Origin of the sequence: Bordetella genomosp. 8 (assembly GCF_002119685.1) — a bacterium.
In the GTDB taxonomy this organism is placed as follows: domain Bacteria; phylum Pseudomonadota; class Gammaproteobacteria; order Burkholderiales; family Burkholderiaceae_B; genus Bordetella_C.
The window spans coordinates 6,101,497-6,121,719 of record NZ_CP021108.1; the positions used below are offsets into that span (position 1 = coordinate 6,101,497).

13 protein-coding genes are annotated in these 20,223 nt (G+C 62.3%); 6 read left to right on the forward strand and 7 right to left on the reverse strand.

Annotated features, from left to right (window positions below; all coding sequences use genetic code 11):
* Positions 1–331: 331 nt before the first annotated feature.
* The 5 genes from CAL12_RS27690 (at position 332) to CAL12_RS27710 (ending at position 4,192) form a co-directional block, all read left to right on the forward strand.
* Complete coding sequence (locus tag CAL12_RS27690) at positions 332–730, forward strand: TssQ family T6SS-associated lipoprotein (protein WP_086067537.1); 399 nt, start codon at positions 332–334, stop codon at positions 728–730.
* A 410-nt stretch (positions 731–1,140) separates the two neighbouring features.
* On the forward strand, positions 1,141–1,860 hold the full coding sequence (locus tag CAL12_RS27695) for an amino acid ABC transporter permease (RefSeq protein WP_086067538.1): 720 nt from the start codon (positions 1,141–1,143) through the stop codon (positions 1,858–1,860).
* 1 nt (position 1,861) lies between these two features.
* Complete coding sequence (locus CAL12_RS27700; protein ID WP_086067539.1) at positions 1,862–2,557, forward strand: amino acid ABC transporter permease; 696 nt, start codon at positions 1,862–1,864, stop codon at positions 2,555–2,557.
* Positions 2,554–3,291 (forward strand): amino acid ABC transporter ATP-binding protein, encoded by a 738-nt coding sequence (locus CAL12_RS27705; RefSeq protein ID WP_086067540.1) that lies wholly within the window; start codon positions 2,554–2,556, stop codon positions 3,289–3,291. The genes CAL12_RS27700 and CAL12_RS27705 overlap by 4 nt, the downstream gene beginning before the upstream one ends.
* Before the next feature lie 13 nt (positions 3,292–3,304).
* Positions 3,305–4,192, forward strand: coding sequence for an amino acid ABC transporter substrate-binding protein (locus CAL12_RS27710; protein ID WP_086067541.1), 888 nt, complete (start codon positions 3,305–3,307; stop codon positions 4,190–4,192).
* A 53-nt stretch (positions 4,193–4,245) separates the two neighbouring features.
* On the opposite strand, the gene CAL12_RS27715 is transcribed toward CAL12_RS27710, so the two are convergent.
* The 5 genes from CAL12_RS27715 to CAL12_RS27735 all read right to left on the reverse strand — a co-directional run bounded on the left by CAL12_RS27715 (position 4,246) and on the right by CAL12_RS27735 (position 9,434).
* A complete protein-coding gene (locus CAL12_RS27715; protein WP_086067542.1) occupies positions 4,246–5,700 on the reverse strand; it encodes an N-acyl-D-amino-acid deacylase family protein in 1,455 nt (484 codons plus the stop codon).
* Positions 5,701–5,708: 8 nt separating this feature from the next.
* Positions 5,709–6,701, reverse strand: a complete 993-nt coding sequence (locus CAL12_RS27720) for a Bug family tripartite tricarboxylate transporter substrate binding protein (protein WP_232464648.1) — start codon at positions 6,699–6,701, stop codon at positions 5,709–5,711.
* 54 nt (positions 6,702–6,755) lie between these two features.
* Positions 6,756–7,895 (reverse strand): hypothetical protein, encoded by a 1,140-nt coding sequence (locus CAL12_RS27725; RefSeq protein WP_086067544.1) that lies wholly within the window; start codon positions 7,893–7,895, stop codon positions 6,756–6,758.
* Positions 7,896–8,005: 110 nt separating this feature from the next.
* Positions 8,006–8,467: a GNAT family N-acetyltransferase gene (locus tag CAL12_RS27730; protein ID WP_086067545.1), complete on the reverse strand. Its 462-nt coding sequence runs from the start codon at positions 8,465–8,467 to the stop codon at positions 8,006–8,008.
* 13 nt (positions 8,468–8,480) lie between these two features.
* Positions 8,481–9,434: a LysR family transcriptional regulator gene (locus CAL12_RS27735; protein WP_086067546.1), complete on the reverse strand. Its 954-nt coding sequence runs from the start codon at positions 9,432–9,434 to the stop codon at positions 8,481–8,483.
* Between the two features lie 496 nt (positions 9,435–9,930).
* On the opposite strand from CAL12_RS27735, the gene CAL12_RS27740 reads away from it, so the two are divergent.
* Positions 9,931–11,619 (forward strand): hypothetical protein, encoded by a 1,689-nt coding sequence (locus CAL12_RS27740; protein WP_157793149.1) that lies wholly within the window; start codon positions 9,931–9,933, stop codon positions 11,617–11,619.
* Positions 11,620–11,707: 88 nt separating this feature from the next.
* Here the strand turns inward: CAL12_RS27740 and rpoC are convergent, their stop codons facing one another.
* Both rpoC and rpoB read right to left on the reverse strand, forming a co-directional pair.
* A complete protein-coding gene (gene rpoC, locus CAL12_RS27745) occupies positions 11,708–15,955 on the reverse strand; it encodes a DNA-directed RNA polymerase subunit beta' (protein WP_086067548.1) in 4,248 nt (1,415 codons plus the stop codon).
* On the reverse strand, positions 15,955–20,067 hold the full coding sequence (gene rpoB, locus CAL12_RS27750; RefSeq protein ID WP_086067549.1) for a DNA-directed RNA polymerase subunit beta: 4,113 nt from the start codon (positions 20,065–20,067) through the stop codon (positions 15,955–15,957). Before rpoB ends, rpoC begins: the two co-directional genes overlap by 1 nt.
* Positions 20,068–20,223 lie beyond the last annotated feature (156 nt).

Here is a 20,223-nt window from a genome sequence, read left to right on the forward strand (position 1 = left end):
TTGGACGAGGGAAGAAATGGATTGAATCATGAAGAAGGCCCGCTGACACCATGTCGTGCGCGCTTTGCAACGCCGCATGGGGCGTTCCCAGAGGCGTCATTAACATTCGATAGCATCTTTTACCTTTTCCCTGCATGTCCTCGGGGCCGCGAGCGGGATGCAGCCAGGGCCCTACACCCATCCCGGACACGCCCTGTACTGGAACGTAATATCCTTCATCCACCCGCTTGTTCTTTGCCGGGCAGGCAAGACACAATATGTCGCGGTTTAAACATGCCGCGCACGGCGTCGACCATCCAGCGCCATCTGTCACCGCATACCAGGCTCCGACATGCATATCCTCGTTCGTTTGATGTTGACCGGCACGGTCGCGGCCCTCGCCGCCTGCGCTACCCCTCCCGCGCCGACGCCGCCGCCCCCCGCGCCCAGCCAGGCGGCCGTCGATGCCCTGGCCCAGGTGCGCGACCGCTATCAGGCGGGCGCCTACGGGGATGTCATTCGCACCGTCGCGACGTCGGACGCGCTGGCGACTGCACCCGTCGACATGCGCGTGGAATCCCTCAAGCTGCAGGCGTTCAGCTACTGCGTGACGGGCTATCGCGCGCTGTGCGAGGATGACTTCAAGCGCATCCTGGAGCTGGAACCGACTTTCACATTGGGACCGGCGGAGATCGGCCATCCCCTCTGGGGCCCGGTCTTCCAGCGCGCGAAGGCCGCAACAGGCGGCTGAAACCAGAGGGAACCCGTAGTGGATCTGCCCTTGACCCATCCCAAGACTTAGTACGGCTCCGACATAAGTCCAAGGTTAGAAACCGTTTTGCCGATGCGCCGATAGCCGTGGCGTCGTTTGAGCGCTGCCATCTCCTTCATGCGCTCGGTTAATGCCACAACACCCGCACGCTTACTTTCATAAGCGAATGGCGACCGGGAGATGCCTGCCAGCCCAGAGGCCCGGGTGATACCCATGCCGCGCCCGGTCATCAACGTTCTGACCGCTTCGCGTCTGGCCTGCGGGCTTGCTACCCGGACTCTTCCGCCATTACGTTTCCTGATGGCAGCAATCGCTTAGCCTCATCGCAGTCGGGTTGCGCCTGCCTAAACTCTTCGCCACACGAAGAATTTTGGGGAGCGCGAGTGTCGATGCATCTGGATTGGGCGTTGTTCAACCAGGAGCCCGGGGGAACGTATCCGACCTATGGCCGCTGGCTGATGGCGGCGTGGGGCAGCACGATCTCCGTCGCGCTACTGGCCTTCGCGCTGGCCCTGATCCTCGGAATCGCAATCGGCCTGTGTCGCACCCTACCCGAGAAAAGCTTGGGCGGCTGGATAGGCAAAGTATGGGTCGAGGGATTCCGGAACATTCCGGTCCTGCTTCAGGTCCTGCTCTGGTACCACGTCTTACCCAATTTCTTTCCTCCACTGAAGCAGCTTCCCGGCTTTGCCTTGGTGGTCATTGCGCTGGGACTGTTCACCTCCACCCGCATCGCGGAGCAGGTACGCGCCAGCCTGGCGTCGTTACCGGCCAACCAACGCAAGGCTGCCTTGGCCTTGGGCTTGACGCCGCTCCAGAGTTACACCTACGTCCTGCTGCCCGTGGCGTTTCGCATCATTCTTCCGCCGCTCACCAGCGAGGCGATGAATGTCTTCAAGAATTCAGCCGTTGCTTTCGTGGTCTCGGTCCCGGAATTGACCATGTTCGCCATGCAGGCGCAGGAAGAAACCGGACGCGGCATAGAAATCTATCTTGCCGTCACGTTGGCCTACATGGCATCGGCCCTGGTCGTCAATCGTCTGCTGGCCGGCGTGGAGAAAGCGGTGCGCATCCCTGGCATGCAGACGAAGAATCCGGGGGGCGCTTGAAATGAGCTTCGACATCGCAGTGCTCAACGCGCAAACGATACGGGACTATGTCTTGAAGGGTCTTCTCTTCAGCGTGACGCTTACCTTCGTCGCGACCGTAGGCGGAATCATACTCGGCTCGCTGATCGCCATGATGCGGCTGTCCGGCCGCCGCTTCATCAGGAATACCGCAGCGGCATACGTGAATGTGATGCGCAGTATTCCACTGGTCATGGTGATCCTGTGGGTCTTCCTCCTGATTCCACTTTTGATTGGCCGGCCCATAGGCGCGAACCTGTCTGCCTTCCTTACCTACATCGCGTTCGAGGCTGCCTATTTCAGCGAGATCGTCCGTTCCGGCCTGCGGTCCGTGCCCCCAGGACAGATGAATGCGAGCAGTGCGCTGGGCCTTACGTACCGACAGTCGATGGTGCTGATAATCCTGCCCCAGGCGCTGCGCAACATGCTGCCCGTCCTGTTGACCCAGGTCATCGTCCTCTTCCAGGATACGTCGCTGGTTTATGCGATTGGCGCCTACGACCTGCTCAAGGGCTTCGAGACAATAGGCAAGGTATACGGCCGGCCCATCGAGGCCTATTCACTAGCAACAGCCGTTTATTTCGTCATCAGCTTGGGACTTTCCCGGGCGGCCAAGCGGCTTGGACGTCCCATCCCCGCAGCGCCACTGTCCGCGCCAAAGATGCAGGAGGCGACATGATCGTCATCGACCAGATTTCCAAATGGTATGGCAGCACCCAAGTCCTGTCCGGATGCAGCATGCGCATCGACAAGGGAGACATCGTGGTGATTTGCGGCCCCTCAGGCTCGGGGAAATCCACCTTGATCAAAACGGTCAATGGGCTTGAGCCCATCCAGGAGGGAAAGGTTTTTGTGGACGGTACGTCCATCCACGATGGCCGCGTCGATTTGCCCACGATCCGCGCGCGGGTAGGTATGGTCTTTCAGCACTTCGAATTGTTCCCTCATCTTTCGGTGATGGAAAACCTGACCCTGGCGCAAGTCAAAGTCTTGCGCCGTAGTAAGTCAGAAGCGCGTGAACGGGCGCTGTGCTATCTGCGCAAAGTAGGGCTGGAACAACATCAGGACAGGTTTCCCGGTCAGCTGTCGGGTGGGCAACAGCAACGGGTCGCCATCGCACGCGCGCTGTGCATGGACCCAAAGGTCATGCTGTTCGACGAACCGACATCGGCGCTCGACCCGGAGATGGTGGGCGAGGTGCTGGACGTCATGGCCACGCTGGCCCGCGACGGCATGACGATGATGATCGTTACACACGAGATGGGATTCGCGCGCAAGGTCAGCAACCGCGTGATCTTCATGGACCTCGGCGGTCGCATCATCGAAGACTGCCCCACGGCGGCCTTCTTTGAGCACGGGCACGCGCATCATGCGCGCTCTCGCGAATTCCTGGACAAAGTTCAACAACATTAAGAGGGGTACACGGATGCACGCAGGAAAACGAAAGGCGATTGCGGGCCTTGCCACCATGTTTTGCGCCACGCTGGCGCACGCTGGCACGCTGGAGAGAATACAGGACACGGGTCAGATCAACGTGGCGCATCGGGAATCCTCGGTGCCGTTCAGTTATCTCGACGGGCCTGGACGTCCGGCCGGTTTCTCCGTCGACATTTCGTTGATGATCGTGAATGCCATCAAGAAGGAACTCGGACGGCAGGATCTCAAGGTCAACTGGATCTCGGTGACGCCCCAGAATCGCACCTTGCTCTTGAACAACGGCACCATAGACCTGGAGTGTGAAGCAGCCACCAATAATTCGAACCGTTGGAAGGATGTGAACTTCTCGGTCAATTACTTCTATACGGGAACGCGCCTGCTTGTGAAACGGGATGCTGGTATCAAGAACTACGCGGACCTGAAAGGTAAACGCGTCGCCACCACCGCCGGCAGTTCCAATCTGCTGATGCTGCGCAAGTACAACGCGGAGCAAGGCCTGGGCATGAAATTGGTCCCCGCGCGGGATCATGCGGATGCCTTGCTGATGCTGGAGAGTGACCGTGTCGCGGCCTTCGCGATGGACGATGTCATCCTTTACGGGCTGAAGAGCACCATGCGTGATCCAACCAAATACGATGTATTGGGTGATGACCTTCATGTCGAGCCGTATGCGTGCATGCTGCCCAAGGACGACCAGCGTCTGAAAACCCTGGTGGACAAAACCATAGGCGGCGCCATGACTTCCGGCGCGTTCACGAAGCTATACGACAAATGGTTCCAGGCACCGATTCCCCCAAACCAGGCCGTTATCGGGATGCCGATGGGAGAGCAATTGCGAGCTAACGTGAGCGGCCTGAGCGACCAACCTTCATTTTGATTGCGACCGGCCATGCGCACTTGCGAGTGGCCGGTGCGACGGAATAGCGGCTGTCATGCGTCGCCAGTGTGACGGCGAATGACTTTTCCGGCGCGGGCACCGGTCGCCGAGCCATTACGCCAGGAAATGGTTCCGTTGACCATCACCATGTCGATGCCGGCAGCGGGCTGGATGGGATCGAGCCAAGTAGCGGTATCAGCCACGGTGGCAGGATCGAAAACCGTGATATCGGCAAACATACCAGGGGCGAGCAGGCCGCGGTCGGACAGGCCGAAATTCAGTGCTGTCAGCCCCGTCATCTTATGGACCGCGGTTTCCAGCGAAAACAAGCCCAGATCACGGCTGTAGTGCCCCAATACCCTTGGGAATGTGCCCCAAAGCCGCGGATGGGGAGCGATGTCGTGCGGCAGGCCGTCCGATCCGATCATGGTCTGTGGAAACGCCAGTATTCTTTGCACGTCGCGCTCGTCCATCATGAAATAGATGGCGCCAGCGGGTTGCAGGGACTCCACGGCGTGCTCGATCGACCAACCCATGGTTTTGGCGATGTCGTCCAGATCCCTGCCGACGAAATCGGGGTAGGGATCGGAGCGGGTAACAATGACCCGCGACGCGCGACGAATATTCGCAAGGCGGAGCATGGATGACCCGGCGTTGTAGGGATAGCAGTCGAGGGAGACAGGTTGCCGTCTTATCGCCTGGGCAAGATAGCGCTGGGTTTCCTCCGAGCGGCCATGATTGGCACGGCCGGATAGCTTGTGGTGGGACACCACCAGCATCGCGTCGGCGGCGCGGCCAACGCAGCACGCTTCGTCTAGGGCGGGAATGATGTGCTCGCTTTCGTCGCGAATATGGCTGGCATAGACGGCGCCGTATCCGCGCGCGGCCGCAGCCAGGCGTTCGAGTTCGTCCTGCGTCGATTGTGCTGCTGGCGGATAATTCAGTCCCGTCGAAAAGCCGATGGCGCCACTCTCCAGGGCCTCTCGGAGCAAGGCCTTCATGGCCTCGATTTCGGGTTCGGTGGCGGCGCGGCCCACGGATGCCATGCAGGCCAATCGTAATGCGCTATGGCCTACCAGGCAGGCGGCATTCAGCGCCGGCGCGGTGGCGTCCACGGCATCCAGGTATGCGCCGAAGCTTCGATAGGAGAAATCCGCGGCCTCGCCCAGCAAGTCCATGGGCGCGGGAATGCACGATCCCACGGGTGCGATCCAGGGCGCCAGGCTCAGGCCGCAATTTCCAGTGACCACCGTAGTAACCCCTTGGCTAAGTTTCGCCGGCATGCCGGGATCGCAAAGCAGGTACCTGTCGTCATGGGTGTGCGCGTCGATGAATCCCGGCGCCACTACGCGCCCACTTACATCGATTTCAACCGCGGCCAAGCCGGCGCCAAAGTTTCCCAGGGCTGCTATGCGTTGTCCATGGATGGCGACATCCAGCACCATGCGCTGACCACCGCTTCCGTCGATGACGGTTCCATTGCGCAAGATTAGATCGTAGGTTGGCATGGCGGCTCCTAGTCGGCGGTAATGCCCGCGTCGCGGATAATGCGGGCCCAGCGCGCGCGCTCGTCCTTGGCCCGGCTGAACAGGGCATCGGGACGATCGATCGTGGTTTCAAAGGACAGCGCGGCCAGGCGCTCTTTCAATGCCGGCGACTGCAGCGCCTGGTTGACCTCGGCGTTGAGCTGTTCGACGATGGCAGCCGGGGTGCCCGCTGGCGCGACCAGGCCTGCCCAGGCCTCGGTCTTGAATCCCGCGACGCCGGCCTCCTGTATCGTGGGCAGTGCGGGATAGGCCGGCGACCGGCGGTCTCCCGTGACGCCCAGGGCCTTGACCGCACCTCTATCGATCTGGGGCGCCATCGAAGTCAGGTTATCGAAGAGGATATCGATTCTGCCGCCGATCAAGTCCTGGGTTGCCTGCGCCGCGCCCTTGTAAGGTACATGCGTGATGTCGACACCGGCCAAGCGCTTGAGAAGTTCGATGCTCAGATGCCCAGTGCTGCCGTTGCCGGCTGACCCCGCGCTCAGGCGGCCAGGATGGCTTTTCGCATAGGCGATCAAGTCGCTCACATTGTTCATGGGCAGATCCTTGCGCACGACCAGGACGCTCTGCACCTTTCCCATCAGGGCGATCGGCGTGAGTTGTTTGTCGGCGTCATAGGGAAGTTTCGGATAAAGCGACTGGTTGATCGCCAACGTGACGACGTTCGCGTAGCCGATCGTATAACCGTCCGGCGTTGCATTGGTCACTTCCCGGGTACCGATCAATCCGCTGGCACCCGGCTTGTCATAGACGACGATGGCTTGCCCCATCGACTTCGACATTTCCGCGGTGATCAGGCGGCATAAGATATCGGCGGCGCTTCCCGCCGTGAAGGGAACAATGAGACTGATGGCGTGTGTCGGATAACCGGCGGCGAGGCTTATTCCCTGATATCCCATCAATACAGGTAGCAGCGCGATGCCAATGCAATGTCGCAGCGTTGCGTTAATGAAGTTTGTCATGAAGATCCAGCGGGTTGAACCCGGCGATCCAGGCCAGGCGGTAGAGTGGGACGCTCAAGAAAGCGGGTTGCGGCCCGCCGTACGGACGCCGTATGAGGTCATGGCCCGTTTGACGGCGGCCAGCAAAATCGCCTCTTCCTTGCTGTCGACGTGCGTAAGTTCCAGCGTGACAATGCCATCGCCTATGCGGCTACGGCCCACGGCGATACGCGGATAGCCATCGCGCAAGCTGTCCGCCGCCGCCAGCGCCGCCTCGCGGACGCCAAAGTCCAGATGTAGCCGAGGAAAGGGGCCGTGATCGTCATCGGCCGACACCGTCGAGCGTCCTGCGAACAAAGATCCCATCGCGTTGGCGAAACGCTGTGCTCGCTCAATGTTCTCACCGCGCTGGGCGCCCAGGCGCAGCCAGTCGCGCTGCTCCAGCGCGGCCCAGGCTCCGAACAAGGCCTCTTTGGTCGGCTTCATGGCACGCCCTATACCGGCAAGATGCGCCTGCGCTGCCGTGATGGCCAGGCTTGATCCCACGAGCAGGCCGCAGGTGGGACCGGCGAGGTATTTCTGCAGGCTGAAGATGGTGAGGTCCGCCTTCGACAGTTCGTCTGTCTGGTCGAGGCGCCAGTCCTGCGCCGCGGCATCGACGATCAACCAAGCGTTTGCAGCCTTCGCATATCCAAAAAGCTGGTCGCGCGAGAGCCGCGCGGGTGTCAGCACCAGCGAAGAAGAGACGTAGACGATGGCACGCAATTGGCCGCGGCGAACCAGTTCGTCCATGGTCGCAATACGGTGTTCCGCCGAACCGCTGAGGATCGCCACCTGGCTGCCGCTAAGCCGCAATGCCTGGGTCACGGGTTGGCCGTAGTTGACGCAATGCTCTTCCTGTATAGCGATTACTCGTGTGTCATTGGATACGGGGAGTGTGGCGACCGCGGCGGCGTCGTCCCTGGTCAGGGCGCCTGCCGCGGCCAGGGTCAATGCGCCGGCCGCGCAATGACAGAAAATGGCGGACTCCGTCTTGCAGACCGCCTTGACGCGGTCGGCCACCACTCGGCTAAGTTCCGCGATGACGACGTGCCGCTGCAGACCGGAAGCGACGGCCTGGGCGACCTCTGGGCTGGACCGCGATACGCCGAATGGCGTGGGCGTGCCCCAGGCGTTGATGACCGGGGTCAATTGCTCTTCAAGTTTTTCTATCATTTGGCATTTCCATGGATTACCCAGTGTAGGAATGCCAAACTCGCCAGCCATCACTTGTCCGGATGGTCGCTATCCGGAAACGTGATGCCAGGCTCCCCGTATGGGCCTCGTCAGTCGAGCGCCAGCTTGTAACCCACATGCGAGGCAGAGAAGCCGAGTCGGTCGTAGAACCGGTGCGCGTCGGTGCGCTGCTTGTCGGTGGTCAGCTGGACCATACGGCAATTGGCTGCCCGGCACTTCTCTATCGCCCACTCGATCATGGCTTCGCCCAGCCTTGCGCCGCGTCGCTCGGAGGCGATACGCACGGCTTCGATCTGGCCGCGCCACGCGCCGCCCCGAGACAGCCCAGGAATATAGGTCAGTTGCAAGGTGCCTATGATTTCTCCGTTGTCCTCGGCCACCACCAGCAATTGATTCGGATCCTGGGAGATTGCCTCAAATGCCGCCAAATAGGATGCGGACACGGTTTCTCCGGGCAACTCGCGCAATCTGCCCAGGGGATCATCGGCCAATAGCCTTATGATGGCGCCCAAATCGTCTCTGGTTGCGGGGCGGATGAGAGCCTGGCTCATAATGCATATCCTTTCATGAATCGACGGTGCGTCTTTTGAGTGAAGCGGCCGTGGCTTTGGTGAAATAATCGACGAAATCAGCCAGGATGGTTGATTGATGGCCGCCAGTTCGGGTCACCAGGACTGGATGCAGCCGGGGGAGCTGGTTCGCAAGAGGATGGAACTCGAATATCCCCGATTCGATTTCAGGCAGGAACACCGCTTTCGAAATGAATGTGAATCCGTGCCCCAGGTGCAACACGGCTCTGAGAATTTCCGTGGAGCCCAGTTCCTGAAAAACCGGCATCTCGGCGGTCAGCCCCTCATCCTGGAAAAGCTGGCGAACGGACGCCTCGTACAGTGCCCCTTTCTGCGTGGCATAAATAGGCATGCTGGCCAATTGGGCCATGACATCGGCATCGGATCGAGACAGCAGGCCGACCTTGAATACCCATCCCATTTCGTCCACGAAGCGGGAATGGACATGGAGTGCGGAATCAACAGCGACCGCGGCGATGACGGCGCAGTCTAGCTGCTCTTCCCGCACTAGCGCACGCAATTCGTCTGTGCTGCCCATCTTGACGGTGAGATGTACGCCGCGATTGGCCGAAAGAAAACCGGCGATCAGGTCGGGCATCAGGTGCGCTGCCGCCGTATGATAGACGCCTACTCGCAGGGATGGCCGCGAAAATCCGGTGCTTGCCGCCTGGCGCTGAACCGCTTCGGCGATCTTCACGATTTGCTCGCAATAGGGAAGTAATACCTCGCCTGCCGCAGTCAATGCGACGCCGCGACTATGCCGGGAGAAAAGCTGCGCACCGAGTTGTTCTTCCAGTTGCTTGATGCGCGCGGTGACGTTCGACTGAGTCGTCGACAACTTGATCGCGGCCTTCGAGAGACTTTTTGCGTGCGCCACCTGCATAAAGTATCGGGCGAGCTGAGTTTCCAACAAGGGCATGACGGCGATCCAACGGTAGATGGATGACATTTCTTCACGTTGGCAAGTATCCGGTTTGTCTTCATCGTTGTGAAGTGGCACCCGTGGTAGCTGCCTATGGAACGCTGGCCTTCACGCCGTACCGCTGAAACCGTGATTTCACTTTTGGTGCACTTCGACCAACGGCGTACCGCTTTTCTTTGTCGCAGTGACGGCCTGCCCCCCAGGCCGCGAGCACGGAAAGCAAAAACTGGATGGCGATCGCGACGACGCCGGCGTCGTGCACGGACAGGCGGTGGTGATTCCTCGCACCACGGATCTCTGAGGCCGGCCGGAACTGATTCGCGAATAGCGCCTCGCTGATGCGCCGGCGGAATATTCCCACGCAGCTGGGGAAGGCTCTGCGCTGCGGGATGCGCGCTGCGCCGACAGACCCACGCGATAGGCCCACATAGACTCGGCCTGTTCCCAGCAACCTTCCGCCGATTCTGGCGACGCGTATCGCCGGCTGGATGCGGGCGGCATGGCGCCGCCGCGCATCCCGACGATGACAGACGTCCCAACCAGAAGTCGTGGCGCCGGTACCCCAGCGACACGCCAGCCCGCCCCCATCGGCAAGGTGGGTGACAAGCGCTTCACCGCCCAACCTGAATCCGGACACCGTACCGCTGCGCTGGCCGGCACCCAGGCCAAGAGCGTCCTGGGCGGTGTACGCCGCCTGCTGCGCACGGCGATGCACGGCTCGCTACCCCGTGCCGGCAATCCGCTGCGGCATGCACGGTTGAACCTGGACGCCGCCTACGAGTGCCTGCTGAAAACGCTGCTGGGTGGCGCGGAACCGCACGGGCCGCGCATGGCCTTCGCCCTGGCGGAGACCCTGGCGACGGAAGCTGCCTACGTCGCGGCGGGCGGCCGGCTGGCCTTGCCCCATTCGACCTACCCCAAGCCTGTTCCCACGACCGGGCCCCGGTCTGGATCCAGGTCCGGTTCCTCGTTCGTATCCGCGTCCGGTCCGCACACCGATCAACCGAACATGCCCTATGCGCCGCCGCTGGCGCCGTACGCCTTCACCGAACTGCTGCTGCTGCGCGAGTACCTGCCACGCGTGGCCATGTCGGGCCCCGACCGGATCGCGCCAGGTCCGTGCGGCCGCCTGACCATAGAACGGAGCTACAGCGCCGTCGATCGCGAGATTTCGCTGCGCGAGCAACCTTTCGTCGCCGTATTACAGGTGCTGGCCCAGGAAGGCATATCCCCTGAAGACCTGCAGGGTCCTCTGCGTACCCTGGCGATGGCGGTCAGCATGCGGGAACGGCGCGGGGAAAGCCCCATCCGCTTCCTGAGCGACCTGGCGGACAGCCGCAACAACGCCGAACTGGAAAATGCGGCGGCGGCGCTTGCATCGGCGCCGTTGCGCGTGCCCTTCGACACCGCCTCCATTCCAGGCACGCAGGGCAGGCTGACCCTTTCCGCCTACGACGGCGGGGTCAAGACCTGCGCCCGCGTCCTGAAGAACGCGCTGGACCAATGCATGCGTTCACGCCTGATCATCCGCGCCCGACTGATCCTGAAGCAAGGCGCCGAGGAAAGCCGTGCCACCTCCGACACATTGCGCAGCGTGTTCGACATGCTGTCGCAAGGCGTGGCCTCGATGAACGGCGATGCGCCGTGGACGCGCAGCCAGCGCGACGCCCAGGTCACCACATTGCTGGCGAAGGCCCTGGTCGGCGCGGACGGCCTGGATGTCCAGCGCTACGTCGCGGGCATGTCCGATGGCACGCTGCGTGTATTCGAACGGCACCTGCCCTTCCTGCCGGCGCCGCGCCGCAAGGCCGTACTGCAGATCATCGAACATGAACGCCGCCGGCGCGGCGATGGCGACCCCGGCGCACGGACCGGCGAACGATCCAGCGGGCATCTGTTTTCACGCACCATGGGGCGCGTCGGTATGCAGGCGACGCCCATACTCGCGCGGCTGTTCGCCCGCGTACAACTGGACCTGCGGCGCCAGGCCGCCACGGACAACGCCGCCGCGGATCGCGAACCAGCGCCCTCTTCCGATGCGCTGACCCGGATGTCTTTCGACGTCACGGCCCGCAACAACGGCGATTACGAGGTCTCCGTGACCGCCAATCTCACCCCGCATCGCGGTGACGACCCCGTGTCGGTCATCTACAAGAGCCGCATCGCACCCGATTTCAAACCCCTGCATGGGTCGTTCCGCCAGACGCGCTGACGGCCCATGCAAAAAAAAGCCCCGCAGGGCCGGACGATACGTCCTTTCCTGCGGGGCTTTACTACTGCGGTGATGCGGACAGGCTGCCTTATTCGGCGGCCGGCTCGTGGCCACCTTCCGGCGCGACATCGCTTTCGCTGTCCGAGCCGATGGTCGCGGGCGCTTCCTCGAACGGATTCGCCAGCTGGCGAGCTGCTTCGCGTTCGGCCGCTTCCAGCGCTTCCTTGTCCTTGCGGGCAAGGTGGTACGCCAGGCCGGTACCGGCGGGGATCAGGCGACCCACGATGACGTTTTCCTTCAGGCCGCGCAGGTCGTCGCGCTTGCCCATGATGGCGGCTTCGGTCAGGACACGCGTGGTCTCCTGGAACGAGGCAGCCGAAATGAAGGAATCCGTCGACAGCGAGGCCTTCGTGATACCCAGCAGGACGTTGTCGTAGCTGGCCGGACGCTTGTCCTCGGCGACCACGCGATCGTTCTCGTTCAACAACTCGGAACGCTCGACCTGTTCGCCAGGGATGAACGCCGTATCGCCCGCATCGACGATGTTCACGCGACGCAGCATCTGGCGAACGATCACCTCGATATGCTTGTCGTTGATCTTCACGCCTTGCAGACGGTACACGTCCTGCACTTCGTCCACGATGTAGGTGGCCAGCTTCTCGATACCCTGCAGGCGCAGGATATCGTGCGGATCCGCCGGACCGTCCACGATCATTTCGCCCTTGTTCACCACCTGGCCGTCGTGCACCAGCACCTGCTTTTCCTTCGGAATCAGGAACTCGTGGCTGACGCCTTCCAGGTCCGTGATGACCAGACGCTGCTTGCCCTTGGTGTCCTTGCCGAACGAAACCGTACCCGTGACGTCGGCCAGCATGCCGGCATCCTTGGGCGAACGGGCTTCGAACAGCTCGGCCACGCGCGGCAGACCGCCGGTAATGTCGCGCGTCTTCTGCGATTCCTGCGGAATACGTGCGAGCACTTCACCAACGGTGACCTGCTGGCCATCGCGCACCGTGATCAGCGCGCCCACCGGGAACGAGATGTTCACCGAGTGGTCGGTACCGGCGATCTTGACCTCTTCGCCAGACTCGTTGACCAGCTTGATCTGCGGACGCATGACGATCTTGCCGCCGCGCGTCTTGGGCGTGATGACGACCAGCGTCGACAGGCCGGTGACTTCGTCCACCTGCTTGGCGACGGTAACGCCTTCCTCGATGTTTTCGAAGCGCACCTGGCCGGCGTACTCCGACACGATCGGACGGGTCAGCGGATCCCAGCTTGCGAGGCGAGCACCGGCCTTGACGGCTTCGCCGTCGCCGACCAGCACCGTCGCGCCGTACGGGATCTTGTGGCGTTCGCGTTCGCGGCCGTTATCGTCATGGATGACGATTTCGCCCGAGCGCGAGATAGCCACGCGTTCGCCCTTGGCGTTGGTGACGTAGCGCATCGTGCTGGCGAAGCCCACCGTACCGTTGGACTTGGTTTCCACCGCGCTGGCCAGCGCCGAACGGGACGCCGCGCCACCGATGTGGAAGGTACGCATCGTGAGCTGCGTGCCCGGTTCGCCGATGGACTGCGCGGCGATGACACCGACGGCTTCGCCGACGTTGACCATATAACCACGGCCCAGGTCGCGGCCATAGCAATGCGCGCACAGGCCGTGACGCGTTTCGCACGTCAGCGGCGTGCGGACCTTGACTTCGTCCACGCCGATGCGGTCGATCAGGTCGACCAGGTCTTCGTCCAGCAGCGTGCCCGCCTCGATCGCAGTTTCCTGCGTATCGGGGTTGACGATATCGATCGCAGCCACGCGGCCCAGGATGCGATCGCGCAGCGGTTCGATGACTTCGCCGCCTTCCACCAGGGCCTTCATTGAGTAGCCCTGCGAGGTGCCGCAGTCGTCTTCGATGATGACCAGGTCCTGCGTCACGTCGACCAGGCGGCGGGTCAGGTAACCCGAGTTCGCGGTCTTCAGCGCCGTATCGGCCAAGCCCTTACGCGCACCGTGCGTCGAGATGAAGTACTGCAGCACGTTCAGGCCTTCACGGAAGTTCGCCGTGATGGGCGTTTCGATGATGGAGCCGTCCGGCTTGGCCATCAGGCCGCGCATTCCCGCCAGCTGGCGGATCTGGGCGGCCGAACCGCGGGCGCCCGAGTCGGCCATCATGTAGATGGAGTTGAACGATTCCTGGCGCACTTCTTCGCCGTGACGGTTGGTCACGGGCTCCGTGGCCAGCTGTTCCATCATCGCCTTGCCGACCTTGTCGCCAGCCTTGCCCCAGATGTCCACAACGTTGTTGTAGCGTTCCTGGGACGTGACCAGACCCGACGAGTACTGCTTGTCGATTTCCTTGACCTCACGGCTGGCCTCGCCCAGGATGGTTTCCTTGGCGGAGGGGATCAGCATGTCGTTCATGGCGATCGAGATGCCGCCACGCGTGGCCAGGCGGAAGCCCGACTGCATCAGCTTGTCGGCGAAGATCACCGTATCGCGCAGGCCGCAGCGACGGAAGGACTGGTTGATCAGGCGCGAGATTTCCTTCTTCTTCAGGGCCTTGTTCAGGACCGTGAAGGGCAGGCCGCGCGGCAGGATCTCCGACAGCAGCGCACGGCCGACGGTGGTCTCGTAGCGACGCACCACGGGGTGCCATTCGCCCTGCTCGTCCTTGTCGAATTCCGTCAGGCGCACGGTAATGCGGCTTTGCAGCTCGACTTCGCCGTTGTCATAGGCGCGCTGCACTTCGGCCACGTCGGTGAAGAAGATACCTTCGCCGCGGCCGTTGATGCGTTCGCGCGTCGTGTAGTACAGGCCCAGCACGATATCCTGGGACGGCACGATGGACGGCTCGCCGTTCGCCGGGAACAGCACGTTGTTGGAGGCCAGCATCAGGGTGCGCGCTTCCAGCTGCGCTTCCAGCGACAGCGGGACGTGCACGGCCATCTGGTCGCCGTCGAAGTCGGCGTTGAACGCCGCGCAGACGAGCGGATGCAGCTGGATGGCCTTGCCTTCGATCAGCACTGGTTCGAAGGCCTGGATACCCAGGCGGTGCAGCGTCGGCGCGCGGTTCAGCATCACCGGGTGTTCGCGGATGACCTCTTCGAGGATGTCCCACACCACCGGTTCCTGGCTTTCCACCAGCTTCTTCGCCGCCTTGATGGTCGTGGCCAGACCCATCATTTCCAGGCGGTTGAAGATGAAGGGCTTGAACAGTTCCAGCGCCATCAGCTTGGGCAGGCCGCACTGGTGCAGCTTGAGCTGCGGACCCACCACGATGACCGAGCGGCCGGAGTAGTCCACCCGCTTGCCCAGCAGGTTCTGACGGAAGCGACCGCTCTTGCCCTTGATCATGTCGGCCAGGGACTTGAGCTGGCGCTTGTTGGCGCCGGTCATGGCCTTGCCGCGGCGGCCGTTGTCGAGCAGCGAGTCGACGGCTTCCTGCAGCATGCGCTTTTCGTTGCGCAGGATGATTTCCGGGGCCTTCAGTTCCAGCAGGCGCTTCAGGCGGTTGTTCCGGTTGATGACCCGGCGATACAGGTCATTCAGGTCGGAGGTCGCGAAGCGGCCGCCGTCCAGCGGCACCAGCGGACGCAGGTCCGGCGGCAGCACGGGCAGCACTTCCATGACCATCCATTCGGGCTTGATGCCCGACTTCTGGAAGCCTTCCAGCACCTTCAGGCGCTTGGAGATCTTCTTGATCTTGGCTTCCGAACCGGTGGCCTTGAGCTCGCCGCGCAGCGTTTCCACTTCGCGGTCGATGTCGATGGTGCGCAGCAGTTCGCGCACGGCTTCCGCGCCCATCAGCGCGCGGAAGTCATCGCCGTACTCTTCGGTCTTGGCCAGGAAGTCGTCGTCCGACATGATCTGGCCGCGCTTGAGCGGGGTCATGCCCGGCTCGATCACGCACCAGGCTTCGAAGTACAGGACGCGCTCGATATCGCGCAGCGTCATGTCCAGCACCATGCCCAGGCGCGACGGCAGGCTCTTCAGGAACCAGATGTGCGCGACGGGGCTGGCCAGTTCGATATGGCCCATGCGTTCGCGGCGCACCTTGGCGACCGTGACTTCAACGCCGCACTTTTCGCAGATGACGCCGCGATGCTTCAGGCGCTTGTACTTGCCGCACAGGCACTCGTAGTCCTTGATCGGCCCGAAGATCTTCGAGCAGAACAGGCCATCGCGTTCAGGCTTGAACGTACGGTAGTTGATGGTTTCGGGCTTGCGGACTTCGCCGTAGGACCACGAACGGATTTTCTCGGGCGAGGCGATGCCGATCTTGATGGCATCGAACTGCTCGTCTTGCGAGACTTGCTTGAAAAGGTCGAGTAGCGCTTTCATTAGTTACGCTCCAAATCCATGTCCAGGGCCAGCGAGCGGATTTCCTTCACCAGCACGTTGAAGGATTCCGGCATACCGGCGTCGATGACGTGATCGCCCTTGACGATGTTCTCGTATACCTTGGTACGGCCCGTGATGTCGTCGGACTTGACCGTGAGCATTTCCTGCAGGGTGTAGGAAGCGCCGTAGGCTTCGAGCGCCCACACTTCCATTTCCCCGAAACGCTGGCCGCCGAACTGCGCCTTGCCGCCCAGCGGCTGCTGGGTAACGAGCGAGTACGGACCGGTCGAACGCGCGTGCATCTTGTCGTCGACCAGATGGTGCAGCTTCAGGTAATGCATATAGCCAACGGTCACCGGGCGCTCGAATTTCTCGCCGGTGCGGCCGTCGAACAGCCAGGCCTGCGTGCGGATATCAGTCAGCTGCATGCGCCGGGCTACCTCGTCGGGGTAGGCCAGTTCCAGCATCTTGCTGATTTCCTCTTCCGTCGCGCCATCGAACACCGGGGTCGCGAACGGCACGCCGCGCTTCAGGTTGCGGGCCATCTCGATGACTTCTTCATCGGTCAGGTCGGCGATGCGCGCACCGGTGCCGGTCGTGTTGTAGACCTTTTCCAGGTAGCCGCGCAGCGACTTGGCCTGCGCCGTGCGTTCGTCGCGCAGCATCTCTTCGATGCGTTGGCCCACGCCCTTGGCGGCCCAGCCCAGATGCACTTCGAGCACCTGCCCGACGTTCATCCGCGAAGGCACGCCCAGCGGGTTCAGCACGATGTCGACGGGAGTACCGTCAGCCATGTGCGGCATGTCCTCGACCGGGGTGATACGCGACACCACGCCCTTGTTGCCGTGACGGCCGGCCATCTTGTCGCCAGGCTGCAGGCGGCGCTTGACGGCCAGGTACACCTTGATCATCTTGAGCACGCCGGGAGGCAGCTCGTCGCCCTGCGTCAGCTTCTTGCGCTTTTCCTCGAAGGCCAGGTCGAACTGGTGGCGCTTCTGCTCCAGCGATTCCTTGGCCTGCTCCAGCACCAGCGCATGCTGCTCGTCGGCCAGGCGGATATCGAACCACTGCCAGCGGTCCAGATCGGACAGATAGGCCTTGGTGATGGTCGCGCCCTTGGCGAGCTTGCGCGGACCGCCGTTGACGGCCTTGTTCACCAGCATCTTCTCGATACGGTCGAACTGGTCGTTTTCGACGATGCGCAGCTGGTCGTTCAGGTCCTGGCGATAGCGGCGCAGTTCATCGTCGATGATGGACTGGGCGCGCTTGTCGCGCACGATGCCTTCGCGCGTGAACACCTGCACGTCGATCACCGTGCCCGTCATGCCGGACGGCACGCGCAGCGAGGTGTCCTTAACGTCCGAGGCCTTTTCGCCGAAGATGGCGCGCAGCAGCTTTTCTTCCGGCGTCAGCTGGGTTTCGCCCTTGGGCGTGACCTTGCCGACCAGCACGTCGTCGGGACCGACTTCGGCGCCGATGTAGGTGATGCCGGAATCGTCCAGGCGGTTCAGTTGCGTTTCCGCCAGGTTGCTGATGTCGCGCGTGATTTCTTCCGGTCCCAGCTTCGTATCGCGGGCAACGACCGTCAGTTCCTCGATGTGGATCGAGGTGTAGCGGTCATCGGCCACGACCTTTTCCGAGATCAGGATCGAGTCTTCGAAGTTGTAGCCGTTCCAGGGCATGAACGCGATCAGCATGTTCTGGCCCAGGGCGAGTTCGCCCAGGTCCGTCGACGCGCCGTCGGCCAGCACGTCGCCCTTGGCGACCTTGTCGCCGCGAGCCACGATGGGACGCTGGTTGATGTTCGTGTTCTGGTTCGAACGCGTGTACTTGATCAGGTTGTAGATGTCCACGCCGACTTCGCCAGCGACGTTTTCCTCGTCGTTGACGCGGATCACAATGCGGTCCGCATCGACGTGATCGACCACGCCGCCACGCAGCGCCTGCACGGTGGTGCCGGAGTCGACGGCCACGGTGCGTTCGATGCCGGTGCCGACCAGCGGCTTTTCCGGACGCAGGCAAGGCACGGCCTGGCGCTGCATGTTGGCGCCCATCAGCGCGCGGTTAGCGTCATCGTGTTCCAGGAACGGAATCAGCGATGCGGCGACCGACACGATCTGCGAAGGGGCGACGTCCATGTAGTGCACGTTGGTCGGCGACGTCAGCATGGTTTCGCCGGCTTCGCGGCAAGCCACCAGGTCGTCGACGAAACGGCCTTCGGGGTCCAGCGCCGCGTTCGCCTGCGCGATCACGTAGTGGCTTTCCTCGATGGCCGACAGGTAGTCGATCTGGTCGCTGACCTTGCCGTCGATGACCTTGCGATACGGCGTTTCCAGGAAGCCGTATTCGTTCAGGCGGGCATACAGCGCCATCGAGTTGATCAGGCCGATGTTCGGGCCTTCCGGCGTTTCGATCGGGCAGACGCGGCCATAGTGCGTGGGATGCACGTCGCGCACTTCGAAGCCGGCGCGTTCGCGCGTCAGGCCGCCCGGGCCCAGTGCGGAAACACGGCGCTTGTGCGTGATTTCCGACAGCGGGTTGGTCTGGTCCATGAACTGCGACAGCTGGCTCGAACCGAAGAACTCCTTGATAGCCGCGGAAATCGGCTTGGAGTTGATCAGGTCGTGCGGCATCAGGTTTTCGGTCTCGGCCTGGCCCAGGCGTTCCTTGACGGCGCGCTCCACGCGCACCAGGCCGGCGCGGAACTGGTTTTCCGCCAGTTCGCCGACGCAACGCACGCGGCGGTTGCCCAGGTGATCGATATCGTCGATCTGGCCACGGCCGTTACGCAGCTCGACCAGCACCTTGATGGTGGCGAGGATGTCCTCGTTGGTCAGCGTCATCGGACCGGTGATGTCGTCGCCGCGACCCAGGCGGCTGTTGACCTTCATGCGGCCCACGCGCGACAGATCGTAGGTTTCCTCGCTGTAGAACAGGCGCTGGAACAGTGCTTCGACGGCTTCTTCCGTGGGCGGTTCGCCGGGGCGCATCATGCGATAGATGGCCACGCGCGCCGCCATCTGGTCGGCGGTTTCGTCGGTGCGCAGGGTCTGCGAAATGTACGGACCACGATCCAGGTCGTTGGTGTACAGCGTCTGGAATTCCTTGATGTTGGCGGCGCGCAGGGCGCTCAACACGCTTTCCGTGATCTCGTCATTGGCGTGCGCGACGACTTCGCCGGTGTCGCCATCGACGATGTTCTTGGCCAGCACGCGGCCGTACAGGAATTCTTCCGGCACGGAGATGCGCTCGATACCGCCCGCGGCGAGGTCCCGCAGGTGCTTGGCGTTGATGCGCTTGTCCTTTTCGACGATGACCTTGCCCGACTTGTCATTGATGTCGAAGCGGGCCATTTCGCCCTTCCAGCGCTCGGGGATGAATTCCATCATCGCGCCTTCGCCTTGCAGATCGAAGCGATCGAAGTCGAAGAACTCGCTGAGGATGCCTTCCGGCGTCATGCCGATGGCCTTCAGCAGGATCGTCACCGGCATCTTGCGGCGACGGTCCACGCGGAAGAACAGCACGTCCTTGGGATCGAATTCGAAGTCCAGCCAGGAACCGCGGTAGGGAATCACGCGTGCCGAGAACAGCAGCTTGCCCGAGCTGTGCGTCTTGCCGCGATCGTGTTCGAAGAACACGCCGGGCGAACGGTGCAGCTGGGACACGATCACGCGCTCGGTACCGTTGATGACGAACGAACCGGTGCCCGTCATGAGCGGAATTTCGCCCATGTAGACTTCCTGTTCCTTCACTTCCTTGACGGTCGGCTTGCTGACTTCGCGATCGAGCAGGACGAGACGAACCTTCGCGCGCAGGGGCGACGCGTAGGTCAGGCCACGTTGCTGACATTCCTTGACATCGAACACCGGTTCGCCCAGCACATAGCTGACGAACTCCAGACGCGCCATTCCGTTATGGCTGACGATGGGGAAAATAGACGAGAATGCCGCCTGTAGACCATCGTTGGCCCGCTGCGACGGGGGCGTATCCGCCTGCAGAAAAGTTAGGTAGGATTGAAGCTGTGTCGCCAGCAGAAAAGGAACGTTCTGGACGTCCTCACGCTTGGCGAAACTTTTGCGGATGCGCTTTTTTTCGGTGTACGAGTAAGGCATGAGCACTCCGACTCGAGGTTACTTGGGCCGTAAACCACGGCCCGGGGTGATGCGACGCTGATACGACTCCAGGAAACCCCACTGAACCCCACTGCCAACTAGGGTTTCCTGGAAACGCAAAAGCCCGGGGACGGCAAACTGCGCTGTCCCCGGGCA